The sequence below is a fragment of the Cellulosimicrobium sp. I38E genome (genome assembly GCF_001647255.1).
GTDB lineage: Bacteria > Actinomycetota > Actinomycetes > Actinomycetales > Cellulomonadaceae > Cellulosimicrobium > Cellulosimicrobium cellulans_E.
This window is the reverse complement of record NZ_LUAZ01000036.1, coordinates 23,820-43,801: the sequence shown is the minus strand read 5'-3', so window position 1 is coordinate 43,801 and position 19,982 is coordinate 23,820. Positions and strand designations below refer to the sequence as shown.

The following is a 19,982-nucleotide window of genomic DNA, read 5'->3' as shown; positions in this document are numbered from 1 at the left end:
GGACGCAGCCGGTCCGGGGGGCGGCGGGGGCGGCGGGAACGGGTTCGCGGGCGACCGCACGCTCGTTCCGGCCGACCTCGCGGCGGACGTCGAGGCGGTCGACGGCGTCTCGCGCGCCGTGCCGGACGTGTCCGGCCCGGTGGTCCTCGTCGCGGCCGACGGCACCGCCGTCGTGACGACGGGCCCGCCCAGCACGGCGTTCTCGATCGACCCCGAGGACCCGAGCCTCACGCTGCTCGACGGCGCCTGGCCGGCCGCGGGCGAGATAGTGCTCGAGCAGAGCGCGGCGGAGACGGCCGGGCTGACGACCGGCGACGAGACGACGGTCGTGCTGGGCGGCGAGCCGACGCCGGTGACCGTCTCCGGGGTCTTCGGGATCGAGGCCGCCGCGGCGGGCGCGGTGCTCGTCGGGATCGACGGCGAGACCGCCCGCGCGGTGTACGCGCCGGACGGCATGGTGCCGCAGCTCTCGGTCTGGTCGTCGCAGACGTCCGGGGAGGTCGACGAGGACGCGCTCGCGGAGCGCGTCGGCGACGTGCTGCCCGACGGCGCCGAGGCCGTGACGGGAGAGCAGGCGCGCGCCGAGGCGAGCGAGGCCGTCGAGGAGGTGCTCGGGTTCGTCGAGACGTTCCTGCTCGTCTTCGCCGCGATCGCGCTCTTCGTCGGGGCGTTCATCATCGCGAACACGTTCGCCATGTCCGTGCGGGAGCGGCTGCGCGAGCTCGCGCTGCTGCGGGCGCTCGGTGCGTCGCCCGGCCAGGTCTTCAGCTCGGTGCTGGTGCAGGCGCTCGTCGTCGGGCTCGTGGGCGGCGGGATCGGAGTCCTCGCCGGGGCAGGGCTCGTGCGCGTCATCCGGTGGGGGCTCGCCCTCGCCGGCATGGAGTTCTCCGGCCGCGTGCCGCTCGGCGCGCCGCAGGTCGTGGCGGCGGTCGTGCTCGGGGCGGTGGTCAGCGTGCTCGCGGCGGTCCTGCCCGCGCGGCGTGCCGCGGCGATCCCGCCGGTCCAGGCGATGCGCGACGACGTCGCCCCTGACCGCGGGACCGGCGTCCGTGCGGTGGGCGGGATCGTGCTCGTCGCGGCGGGGGCCGGGGTCCTGTGGCTCGCGTCGTTCCTCGGGTCGTCGGTCGCCGACGCCCCGACCGGCTGGGCGTTGGTCGACGACCTGAGCCCGCGCGTGCTGCTCGGCGTCGGCGCGGGGCTCGTGCTGGTCGGCGTGCTCGTCGGGTCCCCGGCCGTCGCGCGCGGCGTGCTCACCGTGCTCGCGTGGCCGCTCGTCGTCGCGCTGCGACCGCTCGGTCGCCTCGCGCGCGGCAACGTGACGCGCATCCCGCGCCGCACGGCGAGCACCGCGGGCGCGCTGCTCATCGGCATGGCGCTCGTGTCCGTCACCGGCGTCATCGCCGCCTCGACCCAGGCGTCCGTGCGCAGCATCGTCGAGAACGAGGTGCGCGCCGACCTCGTGGTGGACTCCGCGACGCGCGTCGTCCCCGAGGGCGCCGTCGAGGCGGTGGCCGCGACCCCGGGCGCCGCGGTGGTGGACACCGTGCGGCTGGGCCTCGCGTCGGTCGCGACGGTGGGCGGGGGCACCGGGGCGGAGGGCTCCGGTGGCGACGCGGCCGACGACGGCGAGCCGCGCGGGACGGACGTGGCCGGCGTGCCCGCGGGCTTCTTCGACACCGCCCTCGACCCCGTGGCGCTCGCGGGAGACCCGACGGCGACGCTCGAGGCGGGGGACGTCGTCGTGCACCGGCGCACCGCGCGCGAGCGCGGGTGGGAGGTGGGCGACACGCTGCGCCTCGGCGAGGGCGCCGCCGCGGTCGAGGTGCGCGTGGGCGCGGTGATCGACAGCCAGCTCGTCGGGACCGGGATCCTCGTGCGCGACGACGTGTTCGACGCCGTCGTGCCCGCCGCGCAGGCGAGCGTCCGGATCGTCTACGTGTCGGCGGCGGAGGGGGCGTCGGCGGCGGAGGTGGAGGACCTGCGCGCGGCGCTGACGACCGCCGTCGAGCCGTTCCTCGTCGTCACCGTGCTCGACCGCGAGGAGACCGCGTCGGCGTTCGCCGACCAGGTGAACCAGGTGCTCGTCATCCTCTACGCACTGCTCGCGCTGTCGATCGTCATCGCGCTGCTCGGCATCGTCAACACGCTCGCCCTGTCGATCATCGAGCGCACCCGCGAGATCGGGCTGCTGCGCGCCGTCGGGCTCGGGCGGCTCCAGCTCGCGGGCGTCATCGCGATCGAGTCGGTGCTGACCGCGGTCTACGGGACGGTGCTGGGCGTCGCGACGGGCATCGGGATCGGCGCCGCGCTGCCCGGCGTGCTCGCCGACGAGGGCCTGAGCACGCTCGCCGTCCCGTGGGGCCAGGTGCTCGCGATCCTCGGCGTCGCCGTGGTGATCGGCCTCGTCGCGAGCGTGTGGCCCGCGATCCGCGCCGCCCGCCTCCCGGTCCTCGACGCGGTCACGGTCGACTGACCTCGCCCCTGCTGTGCATGAGACGGTCGCGCTCCGGGCACCCGGGCGCGACTGCTTCATGAACTCACCGGGTGGGGGACGGGGTGCGGTAGCGGCGGAGAGGAGCGTTGCGCCACGCGACGAGCCCGACGACGGCGCTCGCCGCCAGGCCGCCCACCGCCAGCGCGACCGGGGCGGACGTGAGCGACGCGAGCACCCCGCCGCGGAAGTTGCCGACCTCCGGACCCGCGACTCCGACGACGTGCTCGACCGACGACACGCGACCGCGGAACTCGTCGGGCGTCTCGAGCTGGACGAGCGCGCCGCGGGTCACCACGCTCACCGTGTCGGCGGCTCCCGCCACCGCGAGGCACGCGAGCGCGAGCCACAGCGGCCCCGCGAGGCCGAACGCGGCGAGCGCGACGCCCCACGTCGCGGCCGCGGCGAGCTGGAGCGCGCCCGCCCGCGGCGCCCGGGTCACCGCACCCGAGAACAGCCCGGCCCCGATGCCGCCCACCGCGACGGCGGACAGGAACAGGCCGAGCGTGCGCGGGTCGCCGTCGAACCGGAGCTCGTTGACGAGCGGGAAGAGCGAGATCGGCATCGCGAGCACGGTCGCCGCGACGTCGGTCGCGAACGAACCGCGCAGCGTCGGCTTGCGCCACACGATCCACCACCCGCCCGCGGCGGCCCGACGGCGCGGCGCGGGCGCGGCAGCCGGCGCGCCCGTCGCCAGGGCCTCGACCAGGGGTTGCGTCCCCACCGCACGGTCGTCGCCAGGAGCGCCGACGGGGACGACGGCAGCCACGGCGTCGGACGGTGCCGGAGGCGTCGCTGGCGGGCTGCCCGGCGGGAGCGGCGGGAGGCGCACGAGCCCGAGCAGCGCGACGAGCGCCGCCACGGCCTGCAGCCCGTACGCCGCCGGGAGGTCCCAGCGTGCGAGCACCAGACCGGCCAGCGCGGGGCCGATGAGCATCGCGACCTGGAACGCGAGGTTCTGGAGCGCGAGGCCTGCGGCGACCTGGTCGGGAGGGAGCAGGCGGGGCGGCACCGTCCGCCGGGCCGGGGATCCCAGCGCGTTGCACGCGGCGCCGAGGCTCACGAGGCCGAGGAGCACCCACACCGACCCGTTGCCCGCGAGGGCCTGCGCGACGAGCCCCACGGCGGCCAGCACCTGGCCCGCAGCGGCGAGCCGCATGATCGTGCGCCGGTCGTGCACGTCGGCGAGGTGACCGCCCACGAGTCCGAGCGTCAGGAGCGGGATGGCCGTGGCGAGGCCGATCGTGCCCGTCCACAACGGGCTGTGCGTGAGCTCCCAGACCTGGAGCAGCACGGCGACGTTGGCGATCTGGAACCCCAGCCCGCCGACGGCGGACCCGGCCCACAGGTCCCGGTACGCGCGGTTGGAGCGCAGGGGGCGGACGTCGAGGACGTGGTCGCGCACCTCAGCGCTCCTCAGGCGGGGCCGCGTCGGCGTCGGGCTCGGTGGGCCCGGCGGGCAGCGGGTAGCCCGCCGCGTCGAGCCGCTCCACGAGGCGGTCCCGCAGCGAGCGGCGCGCGAGGACGCGCTCGAGCTCGACCACGACGGCGCTCAACGCGTGCGGCAGCTCGTCGTCGATCTCGGCGACGGACTCCTCGGTCGCGCGCCACTCCGCCTCCAGGAGCGGGACGAGCGCGCGAGCCTTCTCGGTGAGCGCGACCCGGCGCGTCCGGGCGTCCGGGCCGGGCTCGGTCTCGACCAGTCCCTCGCGCCGCATGGCCGCCACGGTCTGGCTCATCGCCGAGTGCGTCCGCCCGAGCGACTCCGCCAGCTCACGGATGGTCAGCGGGCCGGTGTGCGCGAGCCGGATCAGCGGGTAGACGAACCGCGACCGGACGCCCTCGATGCCTCGGTCGGTGTAGACCGTGCCGATCTCGTCGTCGAGGCGCCGCAGCAGCGCGTGCAGGGCGTCCCAGCGCCCGGGCACGGTCGTCGGGTCGATTGATGTCATAGCACTGTTATAACAGCGCTCATGCATTATGCGCCAGAGCAGGCCCCGCTGCGCGCGGCGCTCGCGCACGACGTAGGCACCGTCCTGGCGAGCAGGGTCGTGACGGGTGCTCGTCACCGCCGCGCTGCTCGCGCGCTGACCGGCCGGGACCAAGGTCACGCGTCCCGGCGTCCCGGTGGTAGTCGCCTGGGTCGCGTGACACGGTGGGGATGGCCGGCGGGCACCGGCCTCGCACGGCTGCGGCGCGCCCGACGGCGACCCACCGACTCCACAGGAGGCCACGATGTCCGAGGTTCCCGTCCGCACGCTCATCAGCCCGTTGCGCTACGTCCAGGCCCGCGGCGCGCTCACGCGGCTCGGCGAGTTCGTCCGCCCGATCGGCACGAAGCCGCTGCTCGTCGCCGACGACGTCGTGTGGGGCATCGTCCAGGACACGGTCGCCGTGTCCTTCCAGGACCAGGACCTCCCCCGCCACCGCACCGGGTTCGGCACGTACGCCACCGCCGCGGAGGTCGACCGGCTCGCGCGCGAGATCGACGAGCTCCAGGCCGACGTGATCGTCGGCATCGGCGGCGGCTCGACCATCGACGCGGTGAAGGCCGCGGGCCACCTGCGCGGCATCCGCTGGGTCTCCGTGCCGACGGTCGCGTCCACCGACGCCCCGTGCTCCGCCCTGTCCGTCATCTACACCGAGGACGGCGCGTTCGAGGAGTACCGGTTCTTCCCGCACAACCCGGACCTCGTGCTCGTCGACACGGGCCTCGTCGCGAACGCTCCCGTGAAGTTCCTCGTCGCCGGCGTCGGCGACGCGCTCGCGACATGGATCGAGGCACGTGCCGTCGCCGAGGCGAACGCGTCGACCATGGCCGGTGGTCTTCCCCTCGTCACGGGCACGGCGCTCGCGCAGCTCTCGTGGGACATCCTGTGGGAGAACGCGCTGCCCGCGATCGACGCCGTCGCGAACCACCTCGTGACGCCCGCCGTCGAGAAGGTCGTCGAGGCGAACACCCTCCTGTCCGGGTTGGGCTTCGAGTCCGGCGGCCTCGCGGCGGCGCACGCCATCCACAACGGCCTCACCGCCGCACCCCAGACGCACGGGCTCACGCACGGCCAGAAGGTGAACATCGGCTCCGTCACACAGCTCGTGCTGGAGGGCGCACCGACCGAGGAGATCGAGGAGTTCGTGCGCTTCACGACGCGGGTCGGGCTGCCGAACACGCTCACCGAGATCGGACTCACCGCCGACGACGTCCAGGACCTCCAGCGTGTCGCGGAGGCCGCCACCGCGGAGGGCGAGACGATCCACGCGATGCCGTTCCCGGTCCGCGTCCCGGAGCTCGTCGACGCCCTCCGCTCCATCGAGGGCTTCTCCCGCCGCGTCCGGGCCGAGGCCGGCCTCCCCGAGCCGGTCAAGCACGCCGCGCACTGACGCGCGCCCCCGGGCCGGAGCCCAGCCGTCGCGGCGGGAGCCCGGCCCGGGGCAGGCCGACCTGGCGGCCCGTCCCCTCGATCAGGTTCAGCGGGAAGGCTGCTACTTCTTGGCGGCGGTCTTCTTCGCGGCGGGCTTGCGCGCCGTCGTGCGCTTCTTGGCCGGGCCCTGGGCGCGCTTCTCGGCGAGCAGCTCGATCGCACGCTCGGGCGTGATCGACTCGGGCGTGACGTCGCGCGGGAGGGTGCGGTTGGTCTCGCCGTCGGTGACATACGCGCCGAAGCGGCCGTCCTTGACGACGATCGGCTTGCCGCTGTTCGGGTCGTCGCCGAGCTCACGCAGTGGCGGGGTCGCGGCGCGCTGGCCGCGGCCGCGCTTGGGCTGCTTGTAGAGCTCGATCGCCTCGTCGAGGGTGACGGTGAACATCGACTCCTCGTCGGGCAGCGACCGCGAGTCGGTGCCCTTCTTGAGGTAGGGGCCGTAGCGGCCGTTCTGCGCGGTGATCTCCTCGCCGGACTCGGGGTCGGTCCCGACGACGCGCGGCAGCGACAGCAGGCGCAGCGCGTCGTCGATCGTGATCGCGTCGAGCGTCTGCGTCTTGAGCAGCGACGCGGTGCGCGGCTTGGGCTGCGCGGCCTTGGCCTTCTTCTGCGCGGCGGCGGACAGGCTCGTGTCGATCGGCGGGAGGTCGAGCACCTCGGTGACGTACGGCCCGTAGCGGCCGGCCTTGGCGACGATCTCGTTGCCCGACACGGGGTCGGTGCCGAGCACCTTGCCGTCGTCGGCGCCGGCCGCGAGGAGCTCGCGCGCCTTGGCGACGGTCAGCTCGTCGGGGGCGACGTCGTCGGGCACGGACGCGCGCGGCGGGTTCTCGCCCTCCTTGACGGGGACGGAGAGATCCTCCACGTACGGGCCGTACCGCCCGACCCGGAGCTGGATGCCCTCCCCGATCGGCACCGAGTTGATGCCGCGCGCGTCGATGTCGCCGAGGTTCGCGACGAGGTCGCGCAAGCCCTCGGCGTCCTCGCCCTTCGCGGCGTCGCCGAAGTAGAACTCGGTGAGCCACGCGACGCGGTCCCGGCGTCCGGCGGCGATCTCGTCGAGGTCGGCCTCCATGCGCGCGGTGAAGTCGTAGTCGACGAGGCGGTCGAAGTGCTCCTCGAGCAGCCGCACGACGGCGAACGCGAGCCAGCTCGGCACGAGCGCCTGCCCGCGCGAGAGCACGTACCCGCGGTCCTGGATCGTCGAGATCGTCGACGCGTACGTCGACGGCCGTCCGATCCCGAGCTCCTCGAGCGCCTTGACGAGGCTGGCCTCGGTGTACCGGGGCGGCGCGGAGGTGGAGTGCCCGTCGGCGGTGAGGTCGTCGGCGCGCAGGGCGTCGCCCTCGCTCATCTGCGGCAGGCGCGCCTCGTCACCGCCCTTGGCCCCGACCACGGGCGCGTCCTCGGCGTACCGGTCGACGTCCGAGCTCTCCTCGTACGCGGCCAGGAACCCGCGGAACTTGATGACGGTGCCCGACGCGGCGAACACCGCGTCGCGGCCCGCGACGTCGCCCGCGGCGGCCGAGAGGGTTGCGCCGAGGCGGACGGACGCCGTCGACCCCTTCGCGTCCGCCATCTGCGACGCGACGGTGCGCTTCCACACGAGCTCGTAGAGCTTGAACTGGTCGTCGCTCAGCTCGCGCTTGACCTGCGCGGGCGTGCGGAACGAGTCGCCCGCGGGGCGGATCGCCTCGTGCGCCTCCTGCGCGCCCTGGTTCTTCGCGGCGTAGACCCGCGGCTTCTCCGGGACGAACTCGGGGCCGTAGAGCTCGGCCGCCTGGCGGCGGGCGGCCGTGGTGGCCTCCGCCGACAGCGACGGCGAGTCCGTACGCATGTAGGTGATGTAGCCGTTCTCGTACAGCGACTGCGCGGTGCGCATAGCCTGGCGCGACGACATGCGCAGCTTGCGGCTCGCCTCCTGCTGGAGGGTCGACGTCGTGAACGGGGCCGCGGGGCGGCGTGTGTACGGCTTGGTGTCGAGCGAGCGCACCGCGAACGCGGCGTCCGTGAGGCCGGCCACGACGGCGCGGGCCGTCGCCTCGTCGAGGTGCGCGACGCCGTCGCGCACTGCCGCGGCCTTGAGCTGCCCCCGGTCGTCGAAGTCGCGGCCCGACGCGACGCGCGCGTCGCCGACCTGCACGAGCCGGGCGCCGAACGCCTTCCCGGCGTCGGCGGCGGACGCGTCCGCGTGCTCGAAGGTGCCCGTGACGTCCCAGTACTCGGCGGGGACGAACGCCATGCGCTCGCGCTCGCGCTCGACGACGAGGCGCGTCGCGACCGACTGCACGCGACCGGCCGAGAGCCCCTGGGCGATCTTGCGCCACAGCACCGGCGAGACCTCGTAGCCGTAGAGGCGGTCGAGGATGCGGCGCGTCTCCTGCGCGTCGACGAGGTGCTCGTCGAGGTCGCGCGTGTTCTGCAGGGCCCGCTGGATCGCCTCGCGCGTGATCTCGTGGAACACCATGCGCTTGACGGGGACCTTGGGCTTGAGCGCCTCGAGCAGGTGCCACGCGATGGCCTCGCCCTCGCGGTCCTCGTCGGTCGCGAGGTAGAGCTCGTCGGCGTCCTTGAGCGCGCGCTTGAGCTCGGCGACCTTCTTCTTCTTGTCCGCGTAGACCTCGTAGTACGGGTCGAACCCGTGGTCGACGTCGACGGCGAACTTGCCGTACGGGCCCTTCTTCATGTCCGCGGGCAGCTCGGACGGCTGCGGCAGGTCGCGGATGTGCCCGACGCTCGCCTCGACCTCGTAGTCGTCGCCGAGGTAGCCCTGGATCTTGCGAGCCTTGGCGGGCGACTCGACGATCACGAGCTTGCGTGGCATCCGATCCTGCTTTCGTCCGTGCGTACGTGTCCGTGGCGGGCGCTCCCCGCCCGACGGCGGCCGGGCACCACCCGGGGCGCGCCCGGTGCGTCGTGGTGCCGCGAGGACGACCCTCCGGTCGTCCGCCGTGGCAGCCTACGACGTTACGCCAATCGCGCCAGCCGCACCCTACCGCCGAACCGGACGGGCGTCCGGGCGGGCTGTGGACTGGCGGACGAGGAGCAGCACGGCGAACGCCGCGGCGGTCACCGCGAGCACTCCCGCCACCCCGCCGGCGTACGCGGTGACCTCCTGCGCGGCCGTCGTGTCCCACGTCGCGGGCGTCGCCCGCAGCGCGAGAGCCGCCGCCACACCGGCCGCACCCGCCCCGAGGAGGAGCAGCACGGCCATGACCGTCGAACCGGGCGAGGCGCCGGCGCCCGGGTCGAGCGCCGACCGCGGCGTGAAGGCGCACACGAGCGCGGCCCACGCCAGGACGACGAGCACCGCGGCGACGACGTCGCTCGGCCGGTGCCACTGCCCGACGAGCGTCGAGACCCCGGTCGCGGCCGTGTACGCACCGCCGAGGACGGCCACGAGCGGTCGGGCCGCGCGCGGCACGACGAGCAGCAGGGCTGCGGCGACCGACCCGGCGACCGTGGTGTGGCCGCTGGGCAGCGAGTTCTCCCAGTGCCAGCCGCCGATGAGCTCCTCGCGGCCGAGGAGCGAGTGCTTGACGAGCTGCGTCGTGACGTTCGCCCCGACGACGAGGAACGCCACCTGCACGGCGAGGCCCCAGCGGCGACGCAGGAGCGCGATCCCCATGGCGGCGCCGAGGCCGCCGACGACGAACGCGACCGAGACCGTGTCCAGGACCGGCTTGGCCACCGCCCAGAGCTCGCCCTGGCCGGTGACGGCGCCGTCGAACGCGGCGCGCTCGAGCATCTGCCCGGCGAACGTGTCGACGAAGAACCGCCACACGAGCCAGGCGCACGCGACGGCGAGCGCCGCGACGACGGCGGCGACGACGCGCGACGCGGTGCTCGGGCCGTCCGCCTCGACGGTCGGGAAGGGGCGGGGCGCCGGCTGCGGCGCCGGCGGGTGGGACGCCCCGGGCGGGTACGTGCCGGCCGGCGGGTACGGCGCCGGAGGGGGCGGAGCGGCCGGCGGGTACGGAGCGCCGGAGGGCGTGGGCGGCAGCACCGGCGGCGTCGCCGGGAGCGGTCGCGTTCCCGACCCGCCGCTGGTCGGCAGCGGCCGGGTCGGGGCGTGGTCGGCAGGCATCCCTCCACGGTAGAGGACGCGTGTGTGCGTTCGGGGAAGACGGCGGGAAGAGCCTCCGTGCGCTACTCCCCCGCGCTGGGCACGAGCCGCGTGAGGATGAGCGACGCGGCCGGGCTGGTCGGCTGCGGCGACGCGTACGGGTCGGCGTCCGACGGGAAGCCGGTGTAGGCGACGGTCGAGTACTGGGCGGCCGTCGGCCGGCCGAGGACCGGGATCGCCGGGACCTGGTCCACGTAGACGTGCTGGATCGTCGCCAGCGCCGCGGCGCGCTCCGCCTCGTCGGTCGAGGACGCGTAGGTCTGGAACGCTGCGTCGGCCGCGGCGTCCTGGAACCGGCCGAAGTTGGCGTCGGCACTGGTGCCGAGAGGGCGCAGGTGCGCGCCGTTCATCTGGCTGGAGTACGTGTCCCAGGGCGTCGCTCCGCCGTCGGTCCAGTGCATCGACGCCTGGAAGTCGCCCTTGCCGATCTTGTCGAACCACTCGGCCTCGTCCTGCCCCTCCACGGTCGCGACGATGCCGAGCCGCGCGGCCGCCTCCTTGACCGCCTCGAGCTCCCACATGTAGTCGGTCCACCCGGAGGGGTTCGTCAGCGTGAACGTGACGGGCGTGCCCTCCTCGTCCTGGAGGACGCCGTCCACCAGCTCGTAGCCCGCGTCCTCGAGGATCGCGGTGGCACCGGGGACGTCGACCGCGAGGGCCCGGTCGGCGAGCTCGGGAGCGACGAACGGGTCGCCGGCCGGCAGCGGCAGCCCGGTCGCGCTGCGCAGCGGCGGCCAGACGCCGGAGGTGGCGGAGTTCGAGATGCTCTCGCGATCGAGCACGGCGTTCAGCGCGCGCCGCACGGCGACGTCGTCGAACGGCGGCACCTGCGTGTTGAGGAAGAGCGCGTCGATCGCCAGACCGGTCGGGGCGAACTGGTGGAGGTGGTCGGGGTCGGCGGCGAGGTAGACCCTCTCGTAGCCAGGGATGTACGCCCAGCCCCACTGCACGTCGCCGCTCACGTACGCCGCCGTGAGCGAGTCGTTGTCCGGGTACGCGACGTACCGCAGCTCGGGGACGGCGAGGGGTCCGCCCCAGTAGTCGTCCCGGGCCGTGAGGGTGACGCCGTCGGGCGCGAACTCCTCCAGGACGTACGGGCCCGTGCCGACGGGGTCGACGTTCGGGTCCTCCAGGAGCGCGTCGGCGGGACGGTCGGCCCACACGTGCTCGGGCACGACGAACGTGTTGATCGCCTTCGTGCGGTTGACGTACTGGCCGCTCCCGAACGTCACGACGACGTCCCGCCCCTCGACGCGGACGTCCTCGTACGGGAGGAGGTCGGGGTTGAGCGCGGGGTCGTCCCTGCGGAGCGCGAACGTGAAGGCGACGTCGTCGGGCGTGAGGGGCTCGCCGTCGGACCAGAGCACGCCCTCGCGCACCGTGACCCGCAGCTCCGTGTAGCCCGCGTCCCAGGACCAGGCGCTCGCCAGCCACGGGGTCGGGTCCTGGGCGGGGTCGACGAGGTTGACCTGCGCGAGCGGCTCGTAGAGGACGTGCGCGTACCCGAGCTTCTGCGCGGCGGACCCGCTGTCGAAGGGGTTGTTGTCCTCCTCGTCGACCGAGTTGGGCATCCCGATCGTCAGCACGGAGGGGGCCGCCTCGTCCGCGGGCTCCTCGGCCGGGCTCACGAGGCCGCAGGCCGAGGCGGCGAGCGCGACGGGGACGGTGAGGGAGGCGACGACGGCCGCGCGACGCACCGCGGCGCGGACGGTACGGCGGGCGGCGGTGCGAGTGGTCACGCGGGGCTCCTCGGCGAGTCCGTGATCTGCGGCGACGCCGGGCGCTCCGTCGCCCTCGACGCCATTCCGGAGGCGATTCAACCACACATTACTTACTCGTCAGTAAGAGATACTGGGTCACAGTATGGTTACCGTCATGACCGATGCCACCCCCGCGCGGAGCGCCACCGACGCCGCCCCCGCACGGACGCCCCGCCCCCGCCGTACGCGACCGGCGACGCTCGAACGTCGCGAGGAGATCCTGCGCGCGGCGATGCGCGTGTTCGGGTCCAAGGGCTACCACCAGGGCTCGCTCGCCGAGGTCGCCGAGCAGGTGGGCATCACCCACGCCGGGGTGCTGCACCACTTCGGCTCCAAGGACCGCCTGCTCACCGAGGTGCTGGAGTTCCGGGACCGCGTCGACGTCGAGCACCTCGAGGGGCAGCACATCCCGGGCGGGCTCGACCTCTTCCGGCACCTCGTCAAGACCGCCGCGATCAACGCCGAGCGGCCCGGGATCGTCCAGGCCTACACCGTGCTCACGGGCGAGGCCGTCACCGACGGCCACCCGGCCAGCGCCTGGGTCACCGAGCGCTTCACCGGGCTGCGCGCCGACATCGCGGGCGCGCTGCGCGAGGTGATCGAGGAGCGCCGCGCTGCAGGCGACACCGACACGGACTACGAGCTCACCGACGCCGCGCTCGACCTCGCCGCGTCCACGATCATCGGCGCGATGGACGGGCTCCAGATCCAGTGGCTCCTCGACCCCGACGCCGTGGACCTCGCCGAGTCGACCGCGTTCGCGATCGAGTCGATCCTCGCCTCGACCCTCGCCGGGGCACGGCGACCGCGCCCGCTCGACTGACCGGTCGTCGTCGGGCACGGCGTCCGCTCAGGGGACCTCGCCGGGACCATCGCTCTACCTCGCGTGACCATCGCTCTACCTCGCGTGACCAGCGCTCTACCTCGCGTGACCAGCGCTCTACCTCGCGTGACCGGGGCTCTACCTCGCGGCGGGCTCGGGCTCCGCCGCGGTCTCGAGTCCGGCGTCCGACGGCGGCGCCTCGCCGGCCGTGCGACCGTCGCGGTACGCGGCGATGGACAGGGTCCGCAGGCGTGACGACCGGCCCGACGGGTTGTCCACGAACCCGACGGCCGAGATGTACGGCTCGATGACGTGGATCTTCTGCAGCGGCGTGACGATGAGCAGCTGGAGCCCCAGACGGCGGAACAGCTCGAGCGCGAAGCGCGTCGACTCGTCCGACCCCCGCCCGAACGCCTCGTCGATGACGACGAACCGGAACGCCGTCGACCGCACCGCGCCCCAGTCGAGCTTGAACTGGTAGGCGAGCGACGCCGCGAGCACGGTGTACGCGAGCTTCTCCTTCTGGCCACCGGACTTGCCGCCGGAGTCGGAGTAGTGCTCGTGCTCGGAGTCGTCGGCGCGGGACCGCTCGGACGCGGAGAGCACGAACCAGTTGCGCACGTCGGTCACGCGGCGGCGCCACGCCTCGTCGAGGTCCGTCATGCCCTCGCGGCCGCGGAACCGCTCGACGAGCGCCTTGACCCGCAGGAACCGGTCCTCCGAGTACGACAGCGCGCCGTCGGCGAGCGACCCGTCGCCCTCGGCGAGCGCGCGGTCGTCCTCGGCGAGGATCCCGTCGCCGTCGGTGCACGCGCGCAGGTCCTGCTGGAACTCGCGCACCTCGAGGTTCGGCGTCCGCGACATCTCGAGCCGGATGTACCGACCCGGGTTGTAGTCGATCGCCCGCAGCGAGTCGTTGATCGTGTCGATCCGGTCGCGGATGACGTCGGCCTGCTTGGCGAGCTCGGCCGCGAAGCCCGCGATGTCGCGGATCGCGTTGGTGTTGAGGTACGCCTTGAAGTCGGCCTCGAAGCGCGGCAGGTCGTCGCGGACGAGCCGGTCGTGGATCTCGCGGTAGCCGTCGGCCGACCGCACGTCCGCGTCGAGCTCCGCGGTCTCCACCGGGTACGCCGAGCGGAAGGACGCCATCTGCCCCGCGACGCGCGTCCCGAGGTCGGCGCGCTCGCGCTGCGCCTGCTCCGCCTCGGCCGTGAGCCGCGAGCGCACCGCGTTCTCGACGGCGTCCAGGTCGGCCGCGCGCGTCGGGCCGGTCGCGCCGTCCCCGTCGGCGGGGCCGACCGCCGCGAGCTCGCGGTCGAACTCCGCCGCGAGCGCCGCCGTCGTCTCCTCGTCGAGCGTCTCGCCCGCGCCGTCGAGCACCGCCCGTGCCCGCTCGCGCGCGGTGCGCGCCTCGTCGAGCGCGTGCCGGTCGGCGCCGAGCGTCGCGACGACGCGGTCGCGCTCGGCCTCCAGCTCGCCGTGGCGGCGCGCGTTGTCGTCGAGCAGGCCCGCGATCCGGCCGAGCTCGTCGCTCGCCTGCTCGAGGCGCCGCTTCTCCTCCGCGAGCTCCGCGATCCGCGCCGTCTCGGCGCCACGGTCGAGCTCGTCCCAGTCGCGGTAGACGTCGAGCCGCCCGAGCGCGGCCGAGCGCGCCTGGAGCTCGCCGCGCACGGCGGCGGCCTCGTCGCGGCGCCGCGCGAGCGTGTCGCGCCGCGCGGTCACCTCGGCCGCCTGCTCCAGCAGCGCGTCGATCTTGGCCTGCGTCGACCACCCGAGCACGTAGCCGCGACGGTCGTCGACCGCACGCGTGTCGTTCTTCTCGTGGTGGTCGGGCGAGTGCTTCACCTGGCCGGCGCGCGTGATCGCGCGGGGCAGCCGGCGGAACGCGTCGAGGTCGGGCGCGCACGCGTGGTCCGCGCGGCGCTCCAGCTCGGCCTCGACCCACGCCGTGAGCGACGGCGCGTCGTCGAGGCGGCGCACGTCGAGCAGGTCGGCGAGCAGGGGGACGTCCTCGCGCGGCGCGGGCCGGGCGGCCGGCACGCGCTCGGGCACCCGGTGGTACACGAGCCGCAGGCCCAGGTGCTCGCGGTCGACCCACGCGGCGACGGCCTCGTAGTGCGCCGCCGGCACGAGGAGCGAGAGCGCGAAGCCGCGCAGCACGCGCTCGGCCGCGCCCTCCCAGTCGGCGTGCTCCGGGCGCACCGCGAGCAGCTCGCCGACGAACGGCACGTCGCCCGGAGAGAACCCGACGCCGGCGCACAGCCGGTCACGGACCTCCAGGTGGGTGCGCGGCAGGTTGGAGCGGCGGTCGGCGAGGCTCGCGAGCTCGGCCTTGACGTCGGCGGTCTCCTGCTCGACGGCGCGCAGCTCCGCGGCGACCTCGCTCACCCGCTCCTCCGCCCGGGCGAGGTCGTCGCGCACGCGCACCGCGGCGTCGTCGGCCCGGCGCCGCAGCGCGGCGAACGCCTCGGCGTCGACGAGCGCGGCGGCCACGGCCGCCGCCCCGCCGCCGAACCCGGGGTCGTCGTCACCGCGGCCGCCGAACCCGGGGACGTCGCCGGGTTCGGCACCCCGGGGGGCGGTAACCCCGGGTTCGGCGCCGTCGGCGCCGCCGAGCGTGAGGCCCGCCGCGGCGGCGTAGCCCGCGAGCTGGGTGACGCGTCGCTCGCGCGCGGCGCGCTCGACCTCGCGGCGGGCGACCTCGCCCTCGATCGCGGCGAGCCGGTCACCGCCGTGCCCCGCGCGATCGAGCTCGAGCCGCTGGCGCTCGGCCGCGAGGAGTCCCAGCTCGTCGCCGACGCGCTGCCGGCGGGACTCGCCGTCCGCCACGCGCTCGTCGAGCGCGCCGATCAGCCCGTCGAGGTCGGCCACGCGGCGCGACGCCGTGAACGCGCGCAGCGCGTCGCGCCGGGCCACGAGCGCCGCGGACCGCTCCCCCAGCGCGTCGTGCGCGTCGCAGTCCGTGAGCAGCGGCGCGAGGCGCTCGATCTGCGCGGTGGCGCGCACGACGGCGTCGTGCGCGCTCGTGAGGTCGTCGAAGTGCGCGACGAGCCGGTCCGTCCAGCGGTCGGCGTCGAACGGCTCGAGCATGTGCTCGCGCACGAACTCGCCGAGGTCGCCGACCGACTTCATGGACACGGTCTGGTGGAACAGGTCCATCGCCTGCTCCGACGGGATGCCCAGCAGGCGGCGGAAGTCGCGCCCGTACTCGGGGAAGTGGTCGCGCACCTGGGCTCCGGACTCGCGCAGCCGGCGCCGCAGCGCCGCCACGTCGCCACCGAACCCGGCGAAGTCCTCGGTGATCGTCAGCGGCCGGTCGGCCGTGACGAAGAACCGGTCCGGCTGGCCCGACTGCCCCGGGGCGAGCCAGAACACCTGGGCGAGCGTGACCTCCTGGTCGAACCCCCGGTTGGAGAACCGGCCCAGCACCACCGAGTACGTGCCGCGCTCGCGCAGGCCGACGTGGCGCGTCGTGCCCGTGGCCTCGTCGCGCTCGGACTTGTAGTGCCCCGCGACGTACGAGCGCAGGGACCGCTCGCGCGCGCCCGCGCCCGCCGCCTTGTTGTAGGAGATGCGGTGCGACGGCACGAGCAGCGTCGTGACGGCGTCGACGATCGTCGACTTGCCCGACCCGATGTCGCCCGTGAGGAGCGCGTTGCGGCCGTCGAGGTCGAACGCCCACACGCGCTGGTCGAACGTGCCCCAGTTGAGCACCTCGAGCCGCTCGAGGCGGAAGCCCGCCCGGGCGTCGAGGTCCGCCGCCGGGTCGTGCAGCTCGACCGCGCTGAACAGGCCCTCCATCACGCCACCGTCCTCGTCGTCGTGCCTGCACTCGTCGCTGCACTCGCCCCCGTGCTCGTGCCGGTGCCCGCCGTGCCCGACGCCGTCCCGCGCGCCCCGCCGTCGGCGGCGAGCTCCAGGTACTGCGCGAGGCGTGCGTCGAAGTCCGCGAGCCACTGGGCGTCCACGAACGCCTTGAGGATGCGGCGCACCTCGTACCGCCGCGCGTCCCCCGCGGCCGGGTCGCCGTCCTCGACCGGGGCGGCCCCGCCGTCGGGCGCACCGTCCGGGTCGGGACGGCCCGCGGGACGCAGGAAGCCCAGCTCCACGACGCGCCGCACCAGACCGTCGACCCGGTCGACGAGCCGCGCCTCGTTGGCGGCGGCGCCGGCGTCCTGCGCGAGGAAGACCCGCAGCAGGTCGACGATCTCCGTGCGCGCGAGCACGAGGCGCGTCTCGCCGCCCTCGGAGTCCGCCTGCGCGAGCCGCTTGCGCAACAGCGCGAGCAGCAGGCTCACGTCGAACGGCAGCTCGCGGCGCGGGATCAGGCGGGGCACGCGCTCGTCGCGCTCGTGCTCGGGCTGCGAGCGCAGATAGGCGTAGCCGTCGCCCTCGTCGACGACGACCTGCAGGCCCATCATCGCGACGGTGTCGCGCACCTGCGCCTCGCGCGCGAGCAGGTCGCGCCACAGCGCCTCGCCGGACTCGCGGTAGACGACGCCCTTGAGCAGCGACGTCACGACGACGGACAGCTCCGGGTCGCGCGCGGTGCGGGTGGTGCTCACGGGGTCTCCTCCGGGGCGGGGTCGGCGGTGTCGTGCAGGTGCTCGTCGCGTGGGGTCGCGGGCGGGCGGTGCGGGACAGGGTCGCGCGGCGCCGGCGGGACCCCGCCGCCCGCCCCCGTGCGCCGCGCGTAGGTGACGCGGGGCAGGCGCGCGACGCGCACCACGGGGTCCGGCGCACCGTCGTCGGCGACCGGCCCGCTCGGGGCCTCGCCCTCCCAGCGCACCTCGTCGGTGCGCTCGTCGTCGTGCACGACGACGAAGCGCGGGTCCTCGAGCGACAGGTACGTCACGAGCTCGGCCAGGCCGTGCTCGAGCGGCGCCGCCTCGAGCAGGTCGACGAGCGCGACCTCCCCCGGTCCGCCCGGGGCGGTGAGCGTCGCCCGGACCGTGCGCGCGAGCCGCTCGGGGTCCACGTGCACCTGGTCGTAGAGCGCGTCGACCTCGAAGTCGTCGTCGCCGGCCTCGACGTGGTCGGAGTCGAGCCGGGCCGTGGGTCGCGGCGTGAACAGCGGCCGCTCCGTCGGCAGCACGACGTCCGGGGCGACGGCGTCGATCGCCATGCCCGGCGGGCCGCCCGGTCCGTGGCGGACGTCGCGCGCCGCGAGCGCCTTCGCCTCGACCCCGCGCAGGATGTCCATGACCCGCCGGTTCTCGAGCCAGACCTGGTCGTCGAGGAAGCGGCGGAGCTGCTCCGAGAGCGTCCGCACGGTCGCCTGCGTGCGCTCGCCGGCGTCGAGCCAGTCGTAGTGGACGCGCCGCAGCCGGCGGTGCTCCTGCTCCCGTGCCGCCGCGTCCGTCGCGGCGGCGTCCGGGACCGGGCCGGGGGCCCCCGGGGCCGGCCGGACGACGTCGGGCGCGATCGCGTCGAGGGACTGCACGCGCTCGACGAGCGCGGCGAAGTCCTCCTGGCGGCGGCGGTCGAGCAGGAAGTCGTAGAACGCGTGGAACGACCGGCCCTGGTCGGACTCGGCGATGGCCGTGCGCGACCGCACGACCTCCTCCAGCAGCTCGCCCTTGGCGCCGTCCCAGCCGGTGATGCGCTCGCGCAGCTCGCGGTCGAGCGAGCGGAAGTTCGCCTCGACCTCGCGGAAGTCGGAGAGCAGGTCGGCCGCGGTCTGCGTGAGCTGCTGGTAGCGGTCTCGCTGCGCCGCGGCGTCGAGCACGGCCACGCGTCCGGCGCGCACCTGCGCGATCTCCTCGTCGATCGCGGCGCGCCGCTCCTCGAGCTCGCGCAGGCGCTCCGCCGGGTCGGTCTGCGTCCCGACGGCGAGCTGGCGCAGGAGCTCGAACACCGTGTTGAGCCGTGACTCCGTGCCCACGAACCCGCGCCCGCGCAGCGACGCGACCCAGCGCACGGCCTGCTCGACGGCGGGCGTCGCGTCGTAGTGCGGCTCGCCGGAGCCCGGCGGGTACCAGGCGCGCAGCCAGCCCTGGTCCGGGTGCGCCCAGTGGTCGACGTACGCCTGCGGGGCACGCGGGTAGCGGGGTTCCGAGCCGGACGCCCGGGCGGACCGGCCGTCGACCGCCCACAGGTGGTCGTCGAGCCGCGCGACGAGCTCGCTCTCGGGGATCGCGCGCACGTTGTCCTCGACGAACAGCGAGCCGAGGAACGACAGCACGAGCGGCGCCGTGTCCGCGCGCAGGAGCCGCCACGCCGCGCTCGACCGTCGCAGGGAGTCGACGTCGTCGTGCTGCACGCAGGTCCTCTCGGGGGGCTCGGGCCGGTCGGCGCCGCGGGGAGCGCGGGCGCCCCCAGATCTTAGGCGGGGACGCCCGCACCGCCGGGACGACCCACCGGAGGTCGGCACCCGACGCGACGGCGAGCGCTGCGTCCGTGCGCGACGGATGCGTCCGCGGACGCAGCGCTCGAGCGGGAGCGCATCGCTCGGCAGCGGCCTGAGCGCGGGGCGAGGATCCGGGACCATGGTCCCTGTCGGCGGCGGGTGCGTGCTTCGTAACCTGGGTGCGGCGCCGAGCCGGCAGCGCGCCCACCCTGCCGGCCGGCGCCACCTTCTGCCCGCCCGCCGGGGCGTCCCCCGACCCGGCGGGGCCCCGCGGACCCGAGGACCGCCCGTGACCGGAACGACCACCGCCCTGACGGACGACGCGCGACCGGGCGACCGGGCGCCGTCGGGCACGGAGCGGGTGCAGGACGCGGGGTTCGACCCGTTCGTGAGGCCGACCGGCTGGACCCACTCCCGCGGCGCGCTGTTCGGCGAGATGCTGCTGTTCGGCCTGCTCAGCCTCACCGCGGCGTTCGTGCTCTCGTACGACGCCGTGCTCCTCGCCGCCAACCCCACCGCCACGCTCTCGTGCGACGTCAACACCGTGCTGTCGTGCGGGACGGTCGCCCAGTCGTGGCAGGCACAGGTGTTCGGGTTCCCCAACGCGTTCCTCGGCCTGATCGCGGAGCCGATCGTCATCACGACGGCGGTCGCGGCGCTGGGCGGGACGCGGTTCCCCCGCTGGTTCCTCTTCGCCGCCCAGTGCGTGTACTTCCTCGGGGTGGTGTTCGCCTACTGGCTCTTCTACCAGTCGATGTTCGTCATCGGCGCGCTGTGCCCGTGGTGCCTGCTCATCACGGTCTCGACCACGCTCGTCTTCGCGTCGCTCCTGCACTGGAACGTCCTAGAGGACAACCTGTACCTGCCGCGGGCCGCGCAGGCACCCATGCTCGGCTTCGTCCGCTCGGGGGCCTACGGGTACCTGGTGGCCGCGTGGCTCGTGGGGCTCGCGATCCTCGTGGTGCTCAAGTACGGCCCGGCGCTGCTGGCCTGACGGCCCCCGCGCGCGGC

General features: G+C 75.0%; 12 protein-coding genes. 4 read left to right on the top strand and 8 right to left on the bottom strand.

Going from position 1 to position 19,982, the window contains the following annotated elements:
* Nucleotides 1–2,473: ABC transporter permease (locus tag A0J59_RS12615; RefSeq protein WP_064316324.1), on the top strand; the 2,473-nt coding region annotated here is incomplete at its 5' end.
* A gap of 64 nt (nucleotides 2,474–2,537) precedes the next feature.
* On the opposite strand, the gene A0J59_RS12610 is transcribed toward A0J59_RS12615, so the two are convergent.
* Nucleotides 2,538–3,896, bottom strand: a complete 1,359-nt coding sequence (locus A0J59_RS12610; RefSeq protein WP_064316323.1) for an MFS transporter — start codon at nucleotides 3,894–3,896, stop codon at nucleotides 2,538–2,540.
* A 1-nt stretch (nucleotide 3,897) separates the two neighbouring features.
* Nucleotides 3,898–4,443, bottom strand: a complete 546-nt coding sequence (locus A0J59_RS12605; RefSeq protein WP_064316322.1) for a MarR family winged helix-turn-helix transcriptional regulator — start codon at nucleotides 4,441–4,443, stop codon at nucleotides 3,898–3,900.
* Between the two features lie 283 nt (nucleotides 4,444–4,726).
* Here A0J59_RS12605 and A0J59_RS12600 point away from each other — a divergent pair, with 283 nt between their 5' ends.
* Nucleotides 4,727–5,872, top strand: a complete 1,146-nt coding sequence (locus A0J59_RS12600; RefSeq protein ID WP_053369460.1) for a glycerol dehydrogenase — start codon at nucleotides 4,727–4,729, stop codon at nucleotides 5,870–5,872.
* A 102-nt stretch (nucleotides 5,873–5,974) separates the two neighbouring features.
* Here A0J59_RS12600 and topA read toward each other — a convergent pair whose 3' ends face one another.
* The 3 genes from topA to A0J59_RS12585 all read right to left on the bottom strand — a co-directional run bounded on the left by topA (nucleotide 5,975) and on the right by A0J59_RS12585 (nucleotide 11,778).
* A complete protein-coding gene (gene topA, locus A0J59_RS12595; protein ID WP_064316321.1) occupies nucleotides 5,975–8,737 on the bottom strand; it encodes a type I DNA topoisomerase in 2,763 nt (920 codons plus the stop codon).
* A gap of 168 nt (nucleotides 8,738–8,905) precedes the next feature.
* The gene (locus A0J59_RS12590; RefSeq protein ID WP_082918998.1) at nucleotides 8,906–10,000 is read right to left on the bottom strand and encodes a phosphatase PAP2 family protein; all 1,095 of its coding nucleotides are present in this window, start codon (nucleotides 9,998–10,000) and stop codon (nucleotides 8,906–8,908) included.
* Between the two features lie 62 nt (nucleotides 10,001–10,062).
* On the bottom strand, nucleotides 10,063–11,778 hold the full coding sequence (locus tag A0J59_RS12585; protein ID WP_064316320.1) for an ABC transporter substrate-binding protein: 1,716 nt from the start codon (nucleotides 11,776–11,778) through the stop codon (nucleotides 10,063–10,065).
* Nucleotides 11,779–11,914: 136 nt separating this feature from the next.
* Here A0J59_RS12585 and A0J59_RS12580 point away from each other — a divergent pair, with 136 nt between their 5' ends.
* Nucleotides 11,915–12,622 (top strand): TetR/AcrR family transcriptional regulator, encoded by a 708-nt coding sequence (locus tag A0J59_RS12580; protein WP_255365184.1) that lies wholly within the window; start codon nucleotides 11,915–11,917, stop codon nucleotides 12,620–12,622.
* Between the two features lie 138 nt (nucleotides 12,623–12,760).
* Here the strand turns inward: A0J59_RS12580 and A0J59_RS12575 are convergent, their stop codons facing one another.
* The 3 genes from A0J59_RS12575 to A0J59_RS12565 are packed head-to-tail and all read right to left on the bottom strand — an operon-like array spanning nucleotide 12,761 to nucleotide 18,884.
* On the bottom strand, nucleotides 12,761–16,423 hold the full coding sequence (locus A0J59_RS12575) for an ATP-binding protein (protein WP_064316319.1): 3,663 nt from the start codon (nucleotides 16,421–16,423) through the stop codon (nucleotides 12,761–12,763).
* Nucleotides 16,423–17,187, bottom strand: coding sequence for a DUF4194 domain-containing protein (locus tag A0J59_RS12570; protein ID WP_064316318.1), 765 nt, complete (start codon nucleotides 17,185–17,187; stop codon nucleotides 16,423–16,425). Before A0J59_RS12570 ends, A0J59_RS12575 begins: the two co-directional genes overlap by 1 nt.
* The gene (locus A0J59_RS12565; protein ID WP_064316317.1) at nucleotides 17,184–18,884 is read right to left on the bottom strand and encodes a DUF3375 domain-containing protein; all 1,701 of its coding nucleotides are present in this window, start codon (nucleotides 18,882–18,884) and stop codon (nucleotides 17,184–17,186) included. Before A0J59_RS12565 ends, A0J59_RS12570 begins: the two co-directional genes overlap by 4 nt.
* A gap of 376 nt (nucleotides 18,885–19,260) precedes the next feature.
* Here A0J59_RS12565 and A0J59_RS12560 point away from each other — a divergent pair, with 376 nt between their 5' ends.
* Complete coding sequence (locus A0J59_RS12560; protein WP_255365183.1) at nucleotides 19,261–19,965, top strand: vitamin K epoxide reductase family protein; 705 nt, start codon at nucleotides 19,261–19,263, stop codon at nucleotides 19,963–19,965.
* Nucleotides 19,966–19,982: the final 17 nt, after the last annotated feature.

What these genes read in the sequence shown, in the direction of transcription:
- A0J59_RS12600 (WP_053369460.1), top strand. Translation starts at nt 4,727, where the DNA reads ATGTCCGAGGTTCCCGTCCGCACGCTCATCAGCCCGTTGCGCTACGTC.
- A0J59_RS12575 (WP_064316319.1), bottom strand. Translation starts at nt 16,423, where the DNA reads ATGGAGGGCCTGTTCAGCGCGGTCGAGCTGCACGACCCGGCGGCGGAC.
- A0J59_RS12605 (WP_064316322.1), bottom strand. Translation starts at nt 4,443, where the DNA reads ATGACATCAATCGACCCGACGACCGTGCCCGGGCGCTGGGACGCCCTG.
- topA (WP_064316321.1), bottom strand. Translation starts at nt 8,737, where the DNA reads ATGCCACGCAAGCTCGTGATCGTCGAGTCGCCCGCCAAGGCTCGCAAG.
- A0J59_RS12580 (WP_255365184.1), top strand. Translation starts at nt 11,915, where the DNA reads ATGACCGATGCCACCCCCGCGCGGAGCGCCACCGACGCCGCCCCCGCA.
- A0J59_RS12590 (WP_082918998.1), bottom strand. Translation starts at nt 10,000, where the DNA reads ATGCCTGCCGACCACGCCCCGACCCGGCCGCTGCCGACCAGCGGCGGG.